The 20,237-nt window shown below is 44.7% G+C and carries 24 protein-coding genes; 1 reads left to right on the forward strand and 23 read right to left on the reverse strand.

All coding sequences use genetic code 11. The features are described from left to right. Positions 1–460 precede the first annotated feature (460 nt). A complete protein-coding gene (locus ACTJJI_RS25000) occupies positions 461–1,111 on the forward strand; it encodes a YkgJ family cysteine cluster protein (RefSeq protein WP_001549939.1) in 651 nt (216 codons plus the stop codon). A gap of 38 nt (positions 1,112–1,149) precedes the next feature. Here the strand turns inward: ACTJJI_RS25000 and ACTJJI_RS25005 are convergent, their stop codons facing one another. The 23 genes from ACTJJI_RS25005 to ACTJJI_RS25115 all read right to left on the reverse strand — a co-directional run bounded on the left by ACTJJI_RS25005 (position 1,150) and on the right by ACTJJI_RS25115 (position 20,086). Further along, positions 1,150–1,605, reverse strand: a complete 456-nt coding sequence (locus tag ACTJJI_RS25005) for an H-NS histone family protein (protein ID WP_001549938.1) — start codon at positions 1,603–1,605, stop codon at positions 1,150–1,152. Positions 1,606–1,616: 11 nt separating this feature from the next. Further along, positions 1,617–3,944: a DNA topoisomerase 3 gene (locus tag ACTJJI_RS25010; RefSeq protein WP_440656027.1), complete on the reverse strand. Its 2,328-nt coding sequence runs from the start codon at positions 3,942–3,944 to the stop codon at positions 1,617–1,619. 2 nt (positions 3,945–3,946) lie between these two features. Continuing rightward, positions 3,947–4,543, reverse strand: coding sequence for a DUF6012 family protein (locus ACTJJI_RS25015; protein WP_001549935.1), 597 nt, complete (start codon positions 4,541–4,543; stop codon positions 3,947–3,949). 2 nt (positions 4,544–4,545) lie between these two features. Beyond that, positions 4,546–4,932, reverse strand: coding sequence for a hypothetical protein (locus ACTJJI_RS25020; protein WP_440656029.1), 387 nt, complete (start codon positions 4,930–4,932; stop codon positions 4,546–4,548). A gap of 8 nt (positions 4,933–4,940) precedes the next feature. Further along, on the reverse strand, positions 4,941–5,246 hold the full coding sequence (locus ACTJJI_RS25025; protein WP_015059068.1) for a hypothetical protein: 306 nt from the start codon (positions 5,244–5,246) through the stop codon (positions 4,941–4,943). An 8-nt stretch (positions 5,247–5,254) separates the two neighbouring features. Next, positions 5,255–5,689 carry a hypothetical protein gene (locus ACTJJI_RS25030; protein WP_440656031.1) on the reverse strand — a complete coding sequence of 145 codons (435 nt, stop codon included), beginning with the start codon at positions 5,687–5,689 and terminating at the stop codon, positions 5,255–5,257. Between the two features lie 13 nt (positions 5,690–5,702). Further along, positions 5,703–6,173, reverse strand: coding sequence for a thermonuclease family protein (locus ACTJJI_RS25035; protein WP_440656033.1), 471 nt, complete (start codon positions 6,171–6,173; stop codon positions 5,703–5,705). Continuing rightward, the gene (locus ACTJJI_RS25040) at positions 6,170–6,496 is read right to left on the reverse strand and encodes a hypothetical protein (protein WP_015059071.1); all 327 of its coding nucleotides are present in this window, start codon (positions 6,494–6,496) and stop codon (positions 6,170–6,172) included. Before ACTJJI_RS25040 ends, ACTJJI_RS25035 begins: the two co-directional genes overlap by 4 nt. A gap of 85 nt (positions 6,497–6,581) precedes the next feature. Continuing rightward, positions 6,582–6,896 carry a TrbM/KikA/MpfK family conjugal transfer protein gene (locus ACTJJI_RS25045; protein WP_440656035.1) on the reverse strand — a complete coding sequence of 105 codons (315 nt, stop codon included), beginning with the start codon at positions 6,894–6,896 and terminating at the stop codon, positions 6,582–6,584. A gap of 87 nt (positions 6,897–6,983) precedes the next feature. Then, complete coding sequence (locus ACTJJI_RS25050; RefSeq protein WP_440656037.1) at positions 6,984–7,376, reverse strand: cag pathogenicity island Cag12 family protein; 393 nt, start codon at positions 7,374–7,376, stop codon at positions 6,984–6,986. Beyond that, positions 7,373–9,208 carry a type IV secretory system conjugative DNA transfer family protein gene (locus tag ACTJJI_RS25055; RefSeq protein WP_032309849.1) on the reverse strand — a complete coding sequence of 612 codons (1,836 nt, stop codon included), beginning with the start codon at positions 9,206–9,208 and terminating at the stop codon, positions 7,373–7,375. Before ACTJJI_RS25055 ends, ACTJJI_RS25050 begins: the two co-directional genes overlap by 4 nt. 2 nt (positions 9,209–9,210) lie before the next feature. Further along, complete coding sequence (gene virB11, locus ACTJJI_RS25060) at positions 9,211–10,245, reverse strand: P-type DNA transfer ATPase VirB11 (RefSeq protein WP_001549925.1); 1,035 nt, start codon at positions 10,243–10,245, stop codon at positions 9,211–9,213. Beyond that, positions 10,242–10,439, reverse strand: coding sequence for a hypothetical protein (locus tag ACTJJI_RS25065; protein WP_032672681.1), 198 nt, complete (start codon positions 10,437–10,439; stop codon positions 10,242–10,244). Before ACTJJI_RS25065 ends, virB11 begins: the two co-directional genes overlap by 4 nt. 1 nt (position 10,440) lies before the next feature. Next, positions 10,441–11,652: a VirB10/TraB/TrbI family type IV secretion system protein gene (virB10, locus tag ACTJJI_RS25070; protein ID WP_440656040.1), complete on the reverse strand. Its 1,212-nt coding sequence runs from the start codon at positions 11,650–11,652 to the stop codon at positions 10,441–10,443. After that, entirely contained in the window at positions 11,649–12,578 is a 930-nt protein-coding gene (locus ACTJJI_RS25075) for a TrbG/VirB9 family P-type conjugative transfer protein (protein WP_015059074.1), read from the reverse strand. The genes virB10 and ACTJJI_RS25075 overlap by 4 nt, the downstream gene beginning before the upstream one ends. A gap of 5 nt (positions 12,579–12,583) precedes the next feature. Further along, positions 12,584–13,312, reverse strand: a complete 729-nt coding sequence (locus ACTJJI_RS25080; RefSeq protein ID WP_094283305.1) for a virB8 family protein — start codon at positions 13,310–13,312, stop codon at positions 12,584–12,586. Between the two features lie 230 nt (positions 13,313–13,542). Next, positions 13,543–14,598 (reverse strand): type IV secretion system protein, encoded by a 1,056-nt coding sequence (locus tag ACTJJI_RS25085; protein WP_440656043.1) that lies wholly within the window; start codon positions 14,596–14,598, stop codon positions 13,543–13,545. 11 nt (positions 14,599–14,609) lie between these two features. Continuing rightward, entirely contained in the window at positions 14,610–14,867 is a 258-nt protein-coding gene (locus ACTJJI_RS25090) for an EexN family lipoprotein (RefSeq protein WP_001549918.1), read from the reverse strand. A gap of 9 nt (positions 14,868–14,876) precedes the next feature. Next, positions 14,877–15,647, reverse strand: coding sequence for a type IV secretion system protein (locus ACTJJI_RS25095; RefSeq protein WP_440656045.1), 771 nt, complete (start codon positions 15,645–15,647; stop codon positions 14,877–14,879). 9 nt (positions 15,648–15,656) lie between these two features. Further along, entirely contained in the window at positions 15,657–18,410 is a 2,754-nt protein-coding gene (locus tag ACTJJI_RS25100; RefSeq protein ID WP_440656047.1) for a VirB3 family type IV secretion system protein, read from the reverse strand. A gap of 24 nt (positions 18,411–18,434) precedes the next feature. Further along, positions 18,435–18,725, reverse strand: a complete 291-nt coding sequence (locus ACTJJI_RS25105; RefSeq protein ID WP_000916156.1) for a TrbC/VirB2 family protein — start codon at positions 18,723–18,725, stop codon at positions 18,435–18,437. Then, positions 18,709–19,353: a lytic transglycosylase domain-containing protein gene (locus ACTJJI_RS25110; protein WP_015059080.1), complete on the reverse strand. Its 645-nt coding sequence runs from the start codon at positions 19,351–19,353 to the stop codon at positions 18,709–18,711. Before ACTJJI_RS25110 ends, ACTJJI_RS25105 begins: the two co-directional genes overlap by 17 nt. 223 nt (positions 19,354–19,576) lie before the next feature. Then, positions 19,577–20,086: a transcription termination/antitermination NusG family protein gene (locus tag ACTJJI_RS25115; protein ID WP_001549913.1), complete on the reverse strand. Its 510-nt coding sequence runs from the start codon at positions 20,084–20,086 to the stop codon at positions 19,577–19,579. Positions 20,087–20,237 lie beyond the last annotated feature (151 nt).

A 20,237-nucleotide genomic window follows, 5' to 3' on the forward strand; every position in this document is an offset into this window, starting at 1 on the left:
GATAAATGCGAGCCCATTGTCACTTAATGTGAGCCGGTGGCATTTTTCATTTGCAGTTAATGTGAGCCGAAATATGCGCTGATTGCGAGTCGGAGGGATTTCGATTGCAAGCCGCTACACATACCATGTGCTCTTTTGAGCGCCTCCAACAAATCTGCCAGTTCCTCGTCAGTGATTTTTTCAGTCATCTATTAAGCTTCTCCATTATCTGTATCGTACGATACAGATAATATAAACCACACCTTTGCTAGCGGCAATCTTTTTTGCTGGCAATTTCAAGCCCAAGGCGGGTATCGAGTGAGTAAGATTGCTGGCAAAAATCAACGGCCAAACCGGCTGCAGGAAACTGGTTTGCTGGCAAGCGTGATTTACTGCTGGGCTTGATACCTTGCCATTGAATGACGCTTGTTTTAGTGTCAAAAGAACAACCAGCGCGAGAAGAATAAAGGAAGCAAAAGCAATGGATATCAAACCTAACTCAGTGATCCACCTGGAGCCAGGCGATACATTACCCGGCCATACCAATCTGAAACCCGTACCTGATAAGTATCTCGATGAGTTAAAGGCACTCATAAATAAACTCAATACTCAATCAGGTAATATTTACCTCAAGTTAAAACAGATGTACGCCTTTTTGGATCGTTTTAACAAAGAATTTGTGAGCACGTTTACCTCCTGTCAAAAGGGGTGCTCTTCGTGCTGTAAAATCGATGTTCATTTAACCGCGCTTGAGGCAACACATATTGCACAAGCAAGTAAACTCACTGCCAGAGACAACCCGCTTACGACCGGGCATGAGTCAAAATGTCCGTTTTTGTCTGAGAAGGGAACATGCTCAATCTACAATTACCGCCCGCTGTTATGCAGGACATATCATGTACTCACTCCGCCGGAAATGTGTAACGACCCGGATGCACAAGTCATGCAGTATGGTTCTCAAAGTGCGAACATGGGAAATCACATCTACAAAACAATAGCTGAGTGGATCTATTTTCAGACGTATCACTGCACTGGTAAGTTAGAAACCAAAGATATCAGAGACTACTTCCCTTATCCCCGCGAAGATATCCAAAGATTTCTTCACCATAACCCCCCGCGCCCTTTTTGCTAAAAAAAAAGCCTCCGACGCAGTGTCAGAGGCTTGTTAGATTACTGTTCGTCACCAACAGAGCTGGAAGCGTCTTTTTTGATGAGAAACTCATCAAGAGAACGGCCAGCTTTTAATGCTTCGTCGATTGGTTTTGGTGTCCGGCCACGGCCAGACCAGTATTTCGTTTCGCCGTTTTCGTCAAACTGATATTTAGGCGGCGCTTTTGGCAACGTCTTTTTCCGTGTTTTTGGCGCATCTTCGGACAGGCCAAGCAGTTCTTCCGGTGAAAAACCTTCTCCGGCGATCAGCTGGAGCAGCTCCTGGCGCTTTCTTTCGCGTTCTGCGCGTTCTGCTGCCTCACGCTCTGCTTCTTCACGGCGTTCTTCGATCACGGCATTAAGCTTTTCCTGCATTTCCAGCAGTTGTTCAAAGCTGGTTTCTCGCGCAAAAACACGAACAGAGCGAATATTCAGGAGTAGCTTTCGTGTTGCATCAAATGTTTCATTTTCACTCATCGCGTTAATCCTTATTTTTTACTGAACTGAAACCCAAGTTTACCCGTAGCTTTATCCTGCAAAACAATTGCAGCGTCAAACTTTTTCCCGGTTTTATTACTGGTAAAGCCTTTAATCTCTCCGGTTTTACCTTTTTTGATTAATGTTTCAACCTGATTTTGTGTCAGTTTTTTTCCTGACACTTCAGACCAGATTTTAAACTCGCACCCGGAACAGAAAAAGCCTTTAGGCCGGATAATAATTTCTTTACTACATGAAGGGCAGGGGGCTTCGAGCCGGGACATGGAACCTTCTGATCTGGATTTTGCTTCCATATCCGGCTTGCCGTCTTTGTCCGGGAATGTTGTCTTGCATTCAGGATAGCAGGAGCATCCCCAGAAAAAGCCATTTTGCCCCTTACGTTTACGCAGGAAACCGTTGTTACAGACCGGGCAGGACGTGGCATTTGAAGAAATCGAAATTCCGTTCCTGTCCAGCTCGTCGATTAACCCCTGGACATACTCATCATTTTCCTTAATAAACTCCTCAACCGTCAGCTCTCCGGCTTTGATCTGAGACTGCTTTTCAGCCCACAGAGCGGAGATATCCGGTTTAGTGATTTCAGGAGGCAGTGCAGCGCAAAACTCCTGGCCTTGTTTTGTGGTTTTCCATACCAGCTCCGAATACCCCTTTTCTTTTTCGATGGAGATAAGCCCGGTATTTGCCGCCAGTTTCTCAAGAATGCCCGCGCGAGTGGCTTCCGTTCCGATACTGCCACGATCACTGCTGCCCTCGTCTTTCGCTTCCAGCGCCTTTCTGAGAGCCGGATCATCAATGAATTTTGCTGCACTCGTCATGGCGGCCAGTAAGGTTGACTCTGTGAAATAGCGAGGTGGTGTAGTCTTTTTCTTGTCCACGTCTGCCGATTCACACAGGCCGCTGTCATTAAATTTCAGCAATGAAAGATCAAAACCATCCGTTCCGGCATCTTCGGTTTCGTCCTCATCATCACTATCCTTACCTAGCGCCTCCCAGCCCTTTTGTACCAGAACGCTCTGTGTGGCCGTAAAAGTATCCCCCTTAATATCAAAGTGGATTTTCGTCTTGTTGCGGATCGCATCCGGGTAGAACAGCCCGATAAAGTAGACGGACACCAGGTTATAAACGTTCCGCTCTTTTTCATTAAGCTGAATACCGGCTCCGCTTTTTGTCGTCGGGATGATGGCGTGGTGCGCCTCAATCTTGCTGGCATTAAAGGCTTTGTGCTTCTGGCCTTTATCCATATCTGCGATCGCAGACGCCAGTTCGGGTACGGTGGCCGCTATCGCGGCAGCAATATCTCCGGCCTGGTAGTAATGCTCATCTGAAAGATAGCGATTGTCAGAACGTGGATAGGTCAGAAGCTTGTGAGTTTCATACAACCCCTGCATCACATCGAGCGTATCTTTTGCAGAATAACCAAATCGCTTTGCGCATAGCTGCTGTAGCGTGGAAAGGTTAAGCGGCAGCGGTGGTTTCGTGTTTTCCGGCTTTGTCGTCGCGATAGTAACAATAGCGTCCTTACCCGTAACCCGCCCGACAATATGCTCGGCCTGAGCTTCGGAAATCAGGCGTTTTTTCTCGTCTATCTGATCGTCGTCTGTTGTCTGATATTTCGCCTTAATCTGATGCCCGTTCATCGACAGACTGGCAAATACATCGTAATAAAAGCTTTCTGTGTGGTTCTGGTTCGCCAGCGTGCGCATGTTCACCAGGCCAAGAACAGCACTTTGTACCCGACCAACGTTCAGAACGCCGTCATAGCCCTTCTCACGGCCTTTTAATGTACATCCCCGCGTCATGTTATAGCCAAAACCCTGATCACACAGGGAACGCGCCAGGGCGCTTAACGTCATACCGCGAAATTTATCGTTAGGCTGTAAATTAGCCAGCGATTTTTGCACTGGCGCAAGGTTGAGGTCGGCAACAAGCAGCCGCTGGACGGGTTTCTTGTTTCCGGCATAACCTAAAATCTCATCGACCAGCAAACATCCTTCATCATCGGGGTCGCCAGAATGAACGATACTGTCGGCTTTATCGATAAGAGACAAAATGATGCGGGTCTGTACTTCGGATTCTGGCTTGATTTTATACTGAGGCGGGTAAACCGATTTAATCGGTAAATCACCAAAGCTCCACCTGGAATATTTTTCGTCATAATCCTCCGGGTCGTAAAGCTCCAGCATATGACCATAACACCAGGTAACGACATCAGAGCCATGTTGAAAGTAGCCGTTTTTCTTTTCCGTATTTGGGTTACCACCCAGCCCTTCAAAAATCGCTTTTGCTAAAGAGGGTTTTTCTGCAATAAAAAGTCTCATAATTAGCCCTTAGTCAAATCAATAGTGCTTTCAAAAGATGGCAGTCGCTCAAAAAGAGAATGTTGCGTATTTAGTCGCTCTGACTGAATAGTATGCAGTAACAGACTTTCCTCTCTGCTCTTAAGAAAATCACCCCATTCATACTCAATCCACACATCATGGGTATTTTCTCCTGGCTTATTGAGAAATGACTCCATCTTTGGCTGAATTTTCACCGGAGCAAGATTTTCATAAGCTGAATGAACCCGACGATCCCATGAATCAAAACCGCCATTTAACATTATATCGTGTGAGACCATATCAAAATCGTTATCTTCGATGTAGGTTGTCACACGATGATTGATCATACCCATATTTTCTATATTCCACTGGTAATCAGTGGTAAACCACTTAAGATGCTTATCAGTCTTTAGTAAAAGTCCATTTATGGCTTTTCTGCCTTTCCTCATACCAACCCAGATATTTTTATTCGGGTAGGGTCTTCCCGTTGACAGTGCATCACCTTCGATTATGAAATCAAGTTCAGGAATGGTTATTGATTCAAGATGGCATTTATTTGCCATCAGATGAAACAATCTTGGAACAAGGTGCAGGTACATGATTACTCTCCAACATCAGAGTTGTGGGTTCCTGGGAAACTAATAAGAAACTCATCCGTTCTTCCTTTACCATGATTGAAGAGAGGTTTTAAAGCATTCTCCCTACCGAATTCAGCAACGAATGATTCAATATCACGAATAAAACATGACATGTACTGATAACTGTCAGTCTGGAACAACTCCTGTAAATCTTCTCCATGCATAACCGCATACTGGCAAAGACGGTCATACAAATTTTGTAAGGATCGATAATCAGAATCAGGAACGACTATATCAACTTCTGCCGCGCTTTCTGTCATAAGAGAAGAAACAAAAATATCTGCACTGACGCGAACTTCCCTTACACTCACTCTGTTATTAAAACGTTCTTTTTCGATTTCATTAAACATGATAGTTTTCACCACTTATGACTACGTACATATGCCATACAGAGCTGTAACGGAAGATTATGTTTAACCGACATGAACTCTGCACATTGTTCATCATCAAAAACTCGCATGCCATCAGAGATTCTAATAAAATGAGGGTTTTCCTTTCTTTCTTTTTCCAGTGTGTTTATATCGAACAACCCACTGGATGTTATATCCACTAAATCCATGTAATGCCATTGAGCCGTTTCTAATTCATCAAGAGTCCTTGCCTGATCTTTCATTTTAGAAAGCAATCTTTCCAGTTCACGCAAAGCCTTTTCTTTATTCATCATTCCCTCGCTCAATCATCATCATAAGTTACAGAGAAAATTTCCTCCATCAGCCAAAAATCAATAACGGATTTATCTTTTTCAGCGAGGTGTTTGTATGTCTTTGAATACTTGTGCGCCATTTTCAAAAGATCGGGACTGTTAGCAATAAATTCCTTTTCGTGAAGATTGATTTCACGGAGGACTTTTAAGTATTCGGTATTAGGATGATAAAAGGCATTTTCTCCTAACTCTGCTTCCTCTTGTTTAATCCAGTCACCCAGATTAACGCTAAACTGTTCTGTTTTATCAGGAAGCCAATCATTCGAATTTAGCTCAATCGGGACTAACGGCTCTGCTCTTTTGTGACATACAAGACAAACATGAATATTTTTATCTTTATCAAAACGCATAGCCTTGCATTTGCCGCAATCACACCATCCATCTAATTGCTCTGGACATTTCATAATGAAAACCCTCTTATTTTTTATGCCGCCATTCCCACGGGGGAACAGGTTGATTATCAGCCCACAGGCCGCGCTTCTGTGTCTGTGCTTCCCGTTGCAGAGCCGGTAATGAGTTATCGGTGTTGTACCTGTCATAAACCCATGCAGCCCCTTTTAGCACTTGCTGGCGGTTAGCCTCAGTGCCGTTCGCTGTTATCACTCGTCCCAGGATTCGCCCGTAGCGATCTGTTTGTGTATAAGAGACGGTAACGGATTGTCCTGCAAGAATGGCTTTAAGTTGATTAGTTGACCAGCGTCCAAAGGGTTGTTTCTTTTCCGGGGCATCGATATTCAGGAGAGGAACCCTGACAGGTTGTTGCTCCTGCAATACTTCAATGGTGTCACCATCAAGTACACGAATAACCTTCCCCTGAATCTGAGCAGCACACAATGTAGCTGGCAACAGGGCAACAGCAAAGGAAAGAGCATTAAGAAAATGTCTCATTGCTTTCTTCCCTCCCATATTGATGAGAGTCGTTTAAAAATGGATAAAACGACAATTAAAGCCACTGCGATAACAGCCAGTGAAGGAAGTACATAGCTGTATAACTCAACCATGAAATTAATAAACTCCATGAGCGATTGCGGCTTTAAGGAAGCATCCCACAAAGCGATAACAACACGATAAAGCCCATAGACAATTGCCGGAAACCAGACCATAAACAACAAGATTTCAGTAAAAACAGAAGCGACCGCTTTGGCACTATCGATAATTTCAATTCCGGCGATCCGTACACTTCTTGCATCAGGTGCATTAATAATTTTCATCCTTCCCCCCTGTAAAAAATGTTCGCAAGTTCCAGTCTCACCCCTGAAACTTGCGTATTCACATCAGAATTAAACCATAACAGACTTAAAAGTTTTTCAATCGACCAAAGCTTGAAATAATTTTGTTTACTGTACCTGCATCAGCCGAAGGACATTTATTTAGTTTTTTCTTCCTGGCATCTGCCGTGTGATTGGGTAAAAAACCATGTTTATTTTTTTTCCTGATTGACATAAAACTTTTATACATCGGGTCACACTCTGCCGGACTACTTCCGTCAAGTTTTCCGGCAAGGCATAACACCATTGCACATGGATCGTTCGGGTCGGCCTTTTCCTCAGCATGAGCAGTTCCGGCAGCGAACGCACAAAGCAGCACTGCCGTTGTTACGGTCTTTTTCATATACACCTCATGGATAACGGGCAACTAACGCCCTGCGGTTGTTCAACCCCGGCTCAATAAAATTGCAGGAATTTTATTAATCCGGCGTTATCGGGATAAATAAACACTGGTAGTCCGGCAAGAAAGACAGTTCATTTTATAACGATACTGTATGACACCGTTTGCACCATTCGCCCTCAACCAGTTTTTAGCTGTGAAAAAGTCTTTTCCATTACTGGTTTCAACAATCACTGAATCAGAATGTGCAACAGAATAAAAAACAGCATCATCATAAAGGCGGTTGTCAGGTCTGAAATCATGGATAACCTTAACCCACGATGAATTAACCTTATCTGATTTAATGACTGAATATGTCGGTTGCCAGTCCATTAATTGTGCATTCACCGTTTCGGGATTCTGTTTCCAGTCAACCTGTGGCGGTTCCGGTGGAGAGGAACAGGCAGAGAGAAAAAGGACACTGACCATTAACATTTTTTTCATAGTAAAACCTCTGACTCCAGCTCACCGACGGAGAGCATTTTTTCTTTAGAAGGATATTTAAGCCCTTTAACACCCAATACTTTTTTAGTCTTATTCAGGGAGGCGGTTAACTCGGTAAGTTTAGGGCTTACCATCATCAGCCTGTCCATAAAATACGGGTCGAGGAAGTAGAGAGCTTTCTCTGCTTTAACCGGGTTTTCACCTTTAAGAATGATAAATTCTTCTTTAAAATCCAGCGTTCCCAGCTCCTGCGGGAGCACAAGGGCGCGCTGCGCCTCACTTTCTGAACTACTTTTCGACGTCGAGCGTCCGCTTGTCTTACTTGATCCTGTCGATTTAGTGGTGATATAGCCCAGCTTTTCCGAAATCTTTTTAGCGTCATCTTCTTCACTGACAGCATAGATAATCCGGCAGGGATGCGCACTCATCAGCGTTTTGGCACCTTCAACACCATAGATTTCATTAAGCTGACTGATATTCTGATAAATCGTCAGAAGTTTGAGTTTAAACCCGGCAATATAACCCGAACCTTTTTTAATGATTGGCATGTAACCAATAGACGGAAACTCATCCAGGAACATCAGACAGTCATGTTTCAGGGTCGGGTCAAAGTCAGGGTTTTCACGTAACGTGACTTCCACAACGAAATTAAAGAACAGGTTGAGGAAGTCATAGGCCAGTGACATATCTTCAGCATTAACGCCAACATAAACAGTGATATCTTCCCGGCGCAACTGGCGAAGGTCAAAATCATTTCCGTCTGTGCATTTACGGACAGTCGGAAGATAAAACAGACTCATTTTCTTACGAAACGAACCATCAATACTCGAACGTTGTTCATCCTCTGTTTCGTGATACTCCCTGATTTTGGTCAGTGCATCGCGCAGATGATACAGTGCGTTTTCATCAAGTCCTTTCGTTCCCTCCAGGTCTTCTCGCTTACTGAGTATCAGTTCCCGGTCAATGTTGCTGTACAAATCGACTACAGAACCAATTGAGAAAACAGGTTTAAGCCCGAACTCACCAAGCCAGGAAGGGTCGTAGTTAATAAAGAAATGAAGCAGTTTTGCCAGCCCCGTCCAGTACTGCCCCGCGAGGTTATTAAAGTGAGCTTCCGCTCCGGTCAGACCGTAAGACGGGAACAGGATCTCAATCAGCTTCAGCAGGTCTTTAGCCCCGCTCTCTGCTTTTAAATCAATATAGAAAAGCGGGTTAAACTGATGCGTTTTACTGTTGAAAGGGTCAAGAAGATAGACTTTATTACCCAGCAGTTTTTCACGTACCTTACTGGTGATTTTCCACAGTTCCTGTTTTGGATCTAATGCAATCAGGGAATGTTTCCTGACCAGCAGGTTTGGAATACCGATTGCAGCCCCTTTACCTGCTCGGGTTCCTGCGCCAAGTGATACAAAATCTGGTGCGGTATACCACAGGTATTTACCTTTATACGCCCCGACCAGAATATCAGTATCGTTTTCTTTCTCCCATTTCAGAAGCTTCGATTTCCTTAAATCATTATCACTGGCAAACTTCGCATCACCATAAAGAGCAACATCCGTTTTATTCAGTTGCCAGATTATAAAAACAGGTACAATGAGAGACGAAACCATACCTGATAAAAGAGAGGGGATAGCGGTTAATCTGATGTCTGTCCGTATATTACTCTCTGTTATTATCCGCCACAGCAACATGGAATCAAAATTCTTCCATATATAAAGCGGCGTTTTTCCGTTCAGGAAGTAAACAGCAACTGAGCCAGTATAATATGTCACAAGACACATAACCAGACCAATAAAAGCCCACTGGCCTTTATCGGGTAGTTTTAGAGACATAATCACTCCTTCAGCTTTTCAAAGTATTCCTGAAAATGAATATCACGATAGTAAATACCCGATGCAAATCGGCGATCCTCTTCATCAATGTACTTAATACTCATAATCACATCGACGTTGCTTAACACCCTCCGCAATATAATGTTGTAGGGTAAATTCTGACATTCAGGGTTCATATAACACCGCTGAACCAGCCCAAGCACAGCATCTTCAGGGGTGCTCTCATGGACGGTTGTAAGGTTCCCTGCATGGCCTGAACTTGAGCCTTTGAGAAAATCCCAGGCTTCCGCGCCGCGAACCTCAGTCATGAGGATTCTGTCCGGGTTCATACGAAAACCAGAACGTAAAAGAGAAGCGGAGCTGACAGTGCTACTTTCCCCTTCTGACGGGTAATACAATTTCACATGATTTTTGTGAAACCTGAACTTTGCTTCATCTGTATCTTCGATTGAAATACATCGTAAATGATGGGGTATGTACTGAAGACAGGCATTTGCAAAGGTAGTTTTACCCGCCCCTGTTCCTGCACAAAAGACCATCGTTTTACCCTTAACCAGACATTCAGGGACAAATCGTTCAAAACAATTATCTTTAAACATTAAAGATAATTCATCTTCTTTATCCCTGAACTCAACACCTTGATTTAGCCTTGAGTAAAACCCCTGTTTAACAAAGGTATCATGGTCGATAAAGACACTGGACGGCTTACGTATTGTAATAGACACCGTTTCCCGTTCCGTTGCCGGGGGAATGACTATTTGTACACGCTCCCCTCCGGGGAGCGTAACAGAACGTAAGGGATATTCTGGTGTAACCGACCCACCATCATGATAATCAGAAATCGCTCCTGCAAATGACATACAATCTTTAAAATCCATTTTTAATTCATGCTGCTGCCATTTCCCACTCACTTTAACAAACAGTTCATCAGGCCGATTTACCGCGATTTCAGTTAAACCATCAACTTCATTAAGCCAGTGGTGGAAGTATTCATCTATTATTTCGTAAACAATATGTCGGTTCTCTGCATCCTTCATAATCCACCTTTTCTTTTAAGATCTTCAATAAAACGCATGACTTCTTCGTAATTAAATCGATGCGTTTTGAATTGTTTCAGTGGTTTGGGGAAAGGAACGCCATTTATTGGTATGCCCTTACGAATATGATGGTATATTTCGCTTTCCCTTATTCCTGACAGCATTGAAAACTCTTTGATATCCAGCGTTATCAAATTACCTCCGGGAACCCACCATTTTTAATTTGTAGAAGCTGGAGAAATCCAGATCCTGACCAACGATCAGAGTAATGATTTCCCCCTGGTTTTTATAAAGCGTTGGCGGGATATTCACACTGTTTGCAAACGCTTCGCGTGCTATATCGGCAAAAGCCTGGCGACTGTTAGCTGTATAGTCGGTCTGATTGTCTTTATTACTTTTGGCTGCTCCGCTTGCCGCCTGTGCCACATCGGGGATCATGCCAACCATCATCGCGCCCATAAAGCGATCTGCAAAATGTGTGTCAATCCAGCCTGAAGCCCCGGCCTCACCCAGCGCTCCCGCCGCCTGTGTATCAATCAGCGGAATATCAATGAAAGGTTCCTTGCGTGTTCTAAGCTTCGTTGCAGCGATAAACACGGCTCCCTGACCATGATTGAACGTGCCCGTTTTATACATAAGATATGCGGCTGTTCCCTTTTCAATTAGCTTTACGTTCCTGTTTGCACTGTATACGTCCTCATTAATCGTACAGACCAGCTTGCCAGCCAGATCAGAGATAAATCGTCTGTCCAGCGAGCACTTTATGGCGGTATTTTCAGGAATGAAAAGGTTAGGGTCATAAGGAACGCGTGTAATTTTTGAAAGCTGCGCGGATTGCCCTGCGTTAACAGGCTGTACCTCTGCCTGTTTGTCACTGCCGTTCTCCTCGTTCCTTGTATTGCTGGCCGATGAAGAACTCCCACCGGAACCTGAGGAAGCAGAGCTGCTTCCTCCATAGGCCACATCCAGCGCACGACTGAAGTTCTGTTGTACTTTTTCCGTTGGCGTTTCCGCTTTGTCGCTGCTTTCCTTCCGCTCTTCCGTCTTAGCCGGTTCTGCCCTGGTGTTGAATGGATCAACATCATCGCTGAGACCTGTCGCGCGTTTTACTGAACCAGTAGATACCGCATTACTGGCTGGCTTTTCGTCACCGCTGGACATTGCACGGATAATCGACGGGATATAGTAGACCGACACCCCGGCGGCCAGCAGAAGAAATGCAGCGATAATAATCACCAGCCCCTTACGCGATTTTTTAAGCTTCTCGATACCCAGGCGTTTAACTGGTTGTCCTTCACTTTCTCCGTTATCCGTTTTATCGTTTTGCTCATTATCTTTCTGAAGTCTCTCCCGTAGTGCCTGTTCAATTTCTACTGCGGTCGGGATTTTATTTTCCTGTTCGCTCACTGGATCACCTCTTTCTCAACGTTCGGGGAAACAGTATCTCCTGCCGGAAGCCGGACTTTGCCAAAGCCCCGGTTTTCAACCCCAACAACCTGATTTCCCATACGCAATACAAAACGCTGGTCTACAGGAACACCAACAACGGTGAAGCTGCCGCTGTTTTTGACTACCGGGTTAGTCAGCGTTTCCTGTTCACCGCTCATAACAAAGACGCTGGGGATTTTCTTCAGGGGGCTGAAGCCAAACCAGGTATAGCGACCATCGTCATACGCATAATCCGGGCTGATTGACTGGCTGCCGTCAGCTACCCGTTTCCAGTAATCCCAGTTCCGGGGGGACTTCGCATTTTCAAGAGAACGGTTGATTGCCTGCTCTTCCTGCCGCTTGTTGAGAGCCTCAATCCGTTTCTTCTCGATTTCGGCTTGCTCCTTCCGGCGTTCCTGCGGGTACTGGTAATTAACAACAAAAGCGATCTTGTCCGGCTGCCGGAACGTTCGGGCGTTCAGCTCCATGCTGTAATTACGTTTTGTTGTGCGAACAAACAGGTTTGTTCGCCAGCGCTCCAGGTCGTTTTCAGGATCAAGAGCAACACTGACCACCTCCGAAGACTGCTTGCCATTGTCATCTGTACTGCTCTTCTGTACGGTCTGTTTGACGGGCTTTACTTCCAGATACACCAGGTTATCTTCTTTGTTCACTTCCCAGCCCTGAGGGAAGCCGGTTCTGGCACTGATTACCGTTTCATCTTCGTCAAACACCAGTGTGGTTGTATAGCCGACCGCACTGTTTATCACCGTCGTGTTTTGCGGGTTATAACTGACAACCTGATTACGGGGGTCGAAACGGCTGGCTGCTGGCGTAACGGCTGCATGGCAGACGTGAGACACCAACAGAAGCGCCACGATTAGCGCTCCTTTATTCATTTTCATAGTTTTCACCCTTTCACTTCTTTATCGCGTACATAGCTCGTTACAACGAATTTAAGCGGGTTATTATTTCGGTCACCCGATGCCATTTCGACCTGTGGTTCAATACGGTAGGTCAGTCTGACGTTCCAGTATTCATAATCATCCTGGCCTGTCGCGACATTTCGAATGGTTAATTTAAACCTGACATATGCCCCCATATCCTTATCATCGCGCCGTGATGACGGACTGATAATCACGGAGGGATTATCCTGAACGGATGCTGTTTTTTCCGCTTTATTATAAATAACCTTTGGTGACTGGTTGCTGTTGATTAAAGCGTTGTAATCCGTCGCCACATTCTCAGCGCTGTATAACAGAACATAATCATAATCATGCTGGAGACTGAAATAGTTATACCCTTCACGACGCTTCACATACTGAGTAATAAAGTATTTCGCCAGTGCTTCATTTTCAGAGAGGTTTTCTTTTTTAACGGAAGTCAGCCTTTCAGCAACACCAGTGACACCATTAATAAGATAAGCTTCGACAACCGTACTCTTTAACGGCAGCGCCCCATTCAGTGCCAGCAGAGACAACACACCTACGGCCATTCCTGCAATACCACCGAATTTATAAATGCGGTTCATTTTCTCCTGCATCAATACATTTTTCTCTTCAAAAGTAGTCGAAGAGTCCGTTACTTCTTTTTTCTTGTTAAAACCAGGCAGTTTTAATTCTGAAATTTTAAACCCCATTGCGCATTACCTCTGCTGAATTAACAGGTTCGCTTTTCCCGGACACCGGGGGTTGTTTATGTGACGCCTGGCATCCGACGAGGCAAAGCGTCACGATAGCCGTGATAAGTAGTTTCATATTAATATTACCTAAACAAAGGAGTGAATATTATACGCAGATGCTTGAAATTATCGTAATCAAAAGAAGGATAATAAGAATACACAAACCTGTATTAAGAGCATCCATGAAATTATCCTCCGTATTTCTTTTTCGCCATATCAATAGCAGCCTGTCGAAGTCTCTTGGCACCAATGTTAACTCCCTGTCCTGTCAGATTCCCCAGCTTGCCTGAAACACCAGGCGACTGGCTAAAACCATTATCCTGACGGCGAACACCTTTCCATGCTCCTATCCCTGCATTTTTACCCATGCCAAGCATATTGCGCCCCATACGGGAAGCGCCGAACACGCCAGCACCAATCCCCATTGCGGCTGCCCCCTGCATCGCGCCTTCAACACCCACCCCTGCGAGCTGGGAAGCATAGGTTTTGGCTTGCCAGATAATCCAGGCCATGAATGCGCCTGCAACCCCGGCCTGAGCGCCAGTTGAGATTAGATTTAGCTCATCTGCATTTGCTATAGATATTGTCAGGATGCCATTTAAAAAAGTCATCCCCGCTCTAATTGCCAAACCGCAAAATAGAAATATCAAGCATGAGCTAAATATTAGCTGTAGCCAGCTATTAAACATTTGTCGTAAAAAACCGAAAGACAGACAAATAATAAACAGAGGTGCAGTAACAGCTAGCATTTTAAGTGTTACCTCAGCGGCAAGATAAACTATAGATGTCAACAACAGAGCTAAGATACCGCCAGCATATGTCAATATCGCTGCGATTGAGCCATCAGTTTTAACATATGTAGATGTATCTTTAGACATAAGATATGCTGCCACTTGCTGAACTTTTTCCCAAAGTTCATCAACCCATTTCCACGGGTCACCACCTGCAAATGTTTCCCTTAGCCCATCCATAGCCTGATTAGCACTATCTAGCCAACCACCGATATTTCTGACAAAGACAAGAATCAGCCAAAATCGACATAAGTTCCATAGAAAATCTTGAACTGCGGTTTTCTGTTTACCAACTACAGTGGTGTATGCATACCATAATATATAGATAGAAATACCATACTTACCCAATTGATACGCTATTGAAGAAAAATTATCTAATTGACCAGTCAAAGACTGGTCAATGTTTTTAACAATAACGTCATGGGCGGCTTGGAAAAACCTAGAAGTTGCCATAATGGCTCCTTTTAACTTCCCTCTTTACCCAAAACATCTTTGAATGCATCTTTATAATCAACGTGCTTAGGATGTAATTGCTTATACCTAAATAAACCGTCTTTAGCATTTTTGCAATTATCACTATCACTACCAGACTTTTTGCATTCAGCTACTTTTTTAGTTGCTTCGTCAGGATGAGACTGCCACCAATCTACAGATTTAACCTCTTCGCACCCGGCAAGAAAGAAAGTAAGCCCCAACGCTGCAACTACTCCATATTTTTTCAAGATTCCTCCTCAGTTCATTTCATAGCTCTGCTGATCAAACGCCGCTTTATAGTCTACAACAGGGGTATCGGTATTAACCGCTCCTAATTGTTTTTGCTGATATGCGGCCTGTAACATTTTCTCCTTGTATTCTGCAAGATCGCGCTGCTTATCGCGATACATTTCATACTGAAATTTGAGCTTGTTAAATTTCAGGCTTGCCAGAGATACAGCGTTTGTCGCGTCCTGCGTAGCTTTCGTGTCCTGGGCGTTCTTCACCTGGTCGATAAGATCGGCCATCTCCTGATTATCTTCACGCAGTTTACTTTCCAGCTTATTACCGTACTCGATCCCCGCCAGTTGGGACAGGAACGAGGCTTCACAGCCCCGCACAAGGTCACCTGTATAACCCAGGCCTTTACAGGTGTTTGTCACCTTATAATCGGCCAGAAGAGATCTGGCTTGCTCAGACAGGGCGGCCTCCGGGTTCTTAATGTAATCATCAATGAAGGAGTTCCCCTGGTCGTAAATCTTCTCCAGCTCCTTACTGACAGATTGCGCAGACTGCACCAGTCCCTGAACATCACGAATGCCCGTTTTGGTCAGCAGCTCCTGCTTATAGGCATTGATCTGTTTCTGGTAGTGGCTCACCGTGTCCTGCCACTGTTTGAGACGTTCTGTCCAGCGCTGCGCTTCGACAGCCCATTCAGGGTTTGCATCAATGGCAACGGGAATACCTGCCTGAGCACCAGAAATAACCGTAACAGAGGCGATAAGTGCCGCAACGATAAGCTTTTTCATAGGGATTCCTTAAATCAGGTTTGCACGTTCCAGATAGGTATCAAGCCATTCTTCCGGCTTCATACCCTCTTTCCAGATTTCATCGAACAGTTCAAGCTGGGGTTTCGATGCGCTGAGAACCGGTAGGTAATACGCCGCTTTACCTAAATCCAGTCTTGCAAAAGCCGCAAAATCATCACTTTCCCCCTTCCTCTGTGGGTTTTTAACGACCAGGAACTGACGAGAGAGCGGGTCAATGGCTTTAATTTTGTCAAAATAAAGCTCTTTGACTTGCAGCTCGTCCACATACTCATTACGTTTCCCTTTGGGGTTCGCCAGATAAATATGTGTTGCGCATTGCTCACGAACGGCAGCCGCGATAGGTGATTTAATGAGTTCATCCGGCGATTGTGTCGCTACGACAAGCACCATATCCAGCTTACGAGCGGTTTTGAGTTTGTTATAAACAAAATCCCTGAACGCTTCGTTGTTAATCCATTGCCAGAACTCATCCATGTAGATAAGGAGTCGGCGGCCATCGGCCAGCATGGTGACACGGTAGATCAGGTAGAATGAAGCAACGCTGGAAAGTACCTTATTATCCAGGAACACCGTTCCATCAATACCGAACACATCCAGATTATCCACATCAAACGTATCTTCAGGGTTATCGATCACCCAGCCAAATTCCTCTCCCTGAGTCCAGGGCTTCAGACGGGCTTTAAGCCCATGCCGCCGGGTTTCAGTATCATCAGGCTCCAGAATAAGTGGTCGTAACTTACTAATCGGATAAGAGCGATCTGACCTTTGCATAAGGCGCTCAACGGCATCAGAAATCAGGCGGTTCTGGTAGTCGTCAAGCGGCTCACTGTTTAGCGAACAAATTAACCTCACCAGGTCTTTCATAAAGGAAATATTACGTTTAGTGGGGGGCAAAGCCGCAGGGTTCCAGCCTGTCGGCTCTCCTTCTTTTACCCGATAGTAAGCACCTCCCATTGAACGTATACCGGGTTCCGCTGCCCGGTCTTTATCGAACCATACGGTAGTAAGTTTCTTGTGTTTCCTTTCAGGAGGGAAAGACTCCGGCGTACCGAACTGCTGGGCGGCAAAAGCCTTAGCCATCATCACTACCGTTTTACCCACGTTTGACGTACCAAGAATTTCGGTATGCCCCAGCGTGGGGTTTTTACCGAAGTAATTTTGATGCTCGGTAGTCATGTGATAGTTGAGGTGATAAATATCATTGCCTGATCCCCCCAGAGTTAACAGACAATTCCCCCAGGTATTCCCTTTCTCTTTGCCCGTAAAGAAGTTGTGGAAGCTTTCCATTTCGGCAAAGTTCAGACTGCTGATAGGGCTAAGGCGTGGCCGTAACGTATAGTTACCGGGTAGCTGAGCAAAATAAGCCGCGCCAAGACTCATAGTTGAGTAGGTGACGATAAGCCCCAAATCCTCCAGAGTAGTTGTCACGATATTGGTGTCTTTCACCAGGCGTTCCGGCGTGTCAGCGTAGACAATCAGGGTCTGGTGACTTTTACCGAAAGAAATGTAACCACTGGACACCATGTCGAGAGCAACTTTTAAATCAGTCAGTAAGGATTGAGCCGCATCATCCGTCATTTCCAGTTTGTCGATCTGATCATCCAGCGCCTTGATTGCCGACTGTTTGTCTATCGGCGTGAAAGAGGATGTCTGGACATACTCAACAGGGAGATACATCAGGGCGTCAAAAATTCCGGCATCCGTTTCCTGAAAGTAGTCCTTAATCTCGATGCAACGAAAGTACCGGGCATGGTCTGAAGCGGTGATTTGCCCTGCATCGTTACCAAAGAACACATCTTTACCACCCAGGTATGTATAAAACGGGCTATTGGTAACTCTGACTTTCTGCCAGCGGCCGGAAAGCAGCTTCTGGAACAATGAGAGCTGGTCAGAGTAAACAACACCATTCTCTTCATATAACCCAAGACGGCGGGAATGGAACCGGGACAGATAGGTGCTCAGTCGTCCGCAGATTTCATTCATATCATTAATGGGTTCTTCGAAGATGTTTTTATTACCTTTTTTCCGTGAAAAGAATTGGGTAACTTTATCTTCAGCACTGAACGGTTTATAACATACAGATAGGTATAATTTGTTTTCAAAATACTCTGCTTCAGAAAGCGAGCTGTAATAATCGTTCATCACCCTGTTAACAAATGGGATTTTACTTTTAAAAGTAGGCTGGACAGACTTTTTCCCCCTTATACGATGATCATAAAAAGTAACGGGCTTACCGTCAAAACTACGAATCAGCGTATTGAGCTGGTCAGTAAGTAATGTCAGATCAGCCTCATCAACACATTCAAAATAAGCCCCGTCAATCTGCCATGTCGCGATTAAATCATGATTTTTGGTAACAACGAGGTTTTCTGTAATATGTGATGAATACGGGATTAACTCTTCAAGAGAAGACTGGTCTTTAAGCTTCATAAAATTGTCCACTTTCGATATATCGACTGCGTCGTACGAACTCCCCGCATAATGGACGGCATTGAAACGCTTGTTTGCCAGAGGATTACCTTTGATCTGCATTCGCAGATAAAGCAGGTCAAAAAAGCGTTCATCTATCTTCGTAACTCGCTTGATGGCATACCAGCCAGGGAGGATGAGGGCATACATAGCCTCATGAATCCAGACACCAAGCAGAACGCAGATAACGCACATTCCAAGAAAGGGGTAGAGCGGAACGCCCAGCCCCCTAATCAAAGCGGGGCGTGTCAGCCCTTTAAAAACGGTACTCATTTTTACGCCCCCTTTTATTACATATTACGCTAACCAGTCAGGCAGATATGGCGCAACAATAAAGATGATAATCCCGATAATTAAAGGCGTAATCCACGCTGCATGCTGGCGTGAGAAGATAGCGATATAACCAATTACCAGCGCAATGATGGTGATTGCTGGCTTACGGATATCCGTCAGAAAATCGATAATCTTCTGCAAGAAGCCAGTTGTTTTAGTGGATACATCATCAGCAAATGCGGGTTCTGCTACACAAAGCATCAATGCAGCCATAAATACAGAAAGAGTTAAATAACGTTTATTGAGTTTTAACATCGTTTGTTTCCTTTTCATCTAAAACAGTGCCACGCATGGCATATTGGGGATATACGGTAACTTCTTTAGGTTTGATACTCTGCGTTACATTCTCCTTTCTGATTGCATCTTTAACTGAAGGAACCACCCAGTTTTTTTTGTTATCAGGCGGATTAAACCCTATACGCTGTATATAACTGGTGTTATTAAAATCTGATTCAGGTTTAGTTCCCGTTTCTGGATTGCCGGAATAATAGCAACTCAGACCACGTAAAATGTCGCCACCACGTTTATAACAATCCACCAAAATTTTCTCTGAAACCTTGAGGTTTTCGCAGGGGTCAAACATTTTCTCAGCGGTTGTATTGAAGTTTGCAAAATTCGTACTCGTTATTTGCATAAGACCGACTGAGTAACGATGATTTCGAGATTCAATTTGATTTACGATCTGGAGTGCAGCCTCCTTAGTTTTGGGGAAGTAGGACACTACGCCTTTGTCACCGGGCTTACGTTCAACCTTCGGTATTATCTCGGCAATAGCATATGGGTTAAAACCAGATTCAACCCTTGCAACTTCATGCGCAGTATCGGGATGAACGCTGGCCGCGCATTGCAAAGCAAGCGCCGCAAAAGCAGTAGTAGATAACATGATTTTCTCCCGGCCAGAACAGCGCGGAAAGTCTAGACTGAATGGTTAGTCATCGAAGTCGTCATCGTCTTCGTTTATCAGCTCCTCAATAGCCTGGCTGGAATATTTTTTAATGAGGTACTGGACAACACCAGAGCTTGAAATACGCCGCCCCCTGCGATAGCCAATCTCCAGAGCAATTTTATCCAGTTCCTCACGAGAAGCTGAGGGCAGGTAGAGTGTATTACGTTGGGGCTTGCGTCTCGTTGCGGTTTTTTTCCGGGTAGCAGTCATTTTTCTTCCGTTTCATTTTGTGGGTTAAGCTTCTCTCTGTGATGTAGTGGATGAAAGCCATACTTCTTTGCTGTGGATTATCCATGAGGAGAATTTCAGCAAATTCGTGTGGAATTGATTTCCTTAAAATATTTGCCTGAGCTGTTGTATGCGATTGTCTGCACAAAAGCTCCGCCATCACATCTTCTGGTACAGGTAAAGGCTCACCGCCAAATGAGATAAAGCGTTGTACGTAAGGGATAGCAGTTATTGTAGTGGAATGAACCTCTTCAAAATCTGCCTGGATAAAAAGATAACCGGGGAAAAGCGGCAAACGTCTTTCTCGATATGAAATTATCTTATCCGGGCGACGATATCTTTCTGTCTCCATAGGGCAGAAGTAAGAAAAGTTCAGGCGTTCGAGATGAGCAAAAACTGCTGCAAACCTCGTAGTGGTGAATTGCAAAACATACCATTCCATAGTTTTTTCCTTTCAGGCGCTCTCTCGACTCGGATGACCCCGAAGCAGAGAAAAAAAACAAAAGGACAAATTTACATCTCATAAAAACTTTATCAGCTACATGTGCTGCGTTCAACCACACAAGCAGATCTTTAGATCGCATTTACGACAT

It is taken from the genome of Enterobacter sp. 22466, from assembly GCF_052044775.1.
GTDB classification, from domain to species: Bacteria; Pseudomonadota; Gammaproteobacteria; order Enterobacterales; family Enterobacteriaceae; genus Enterobacter; species Enterobacter dissolvens.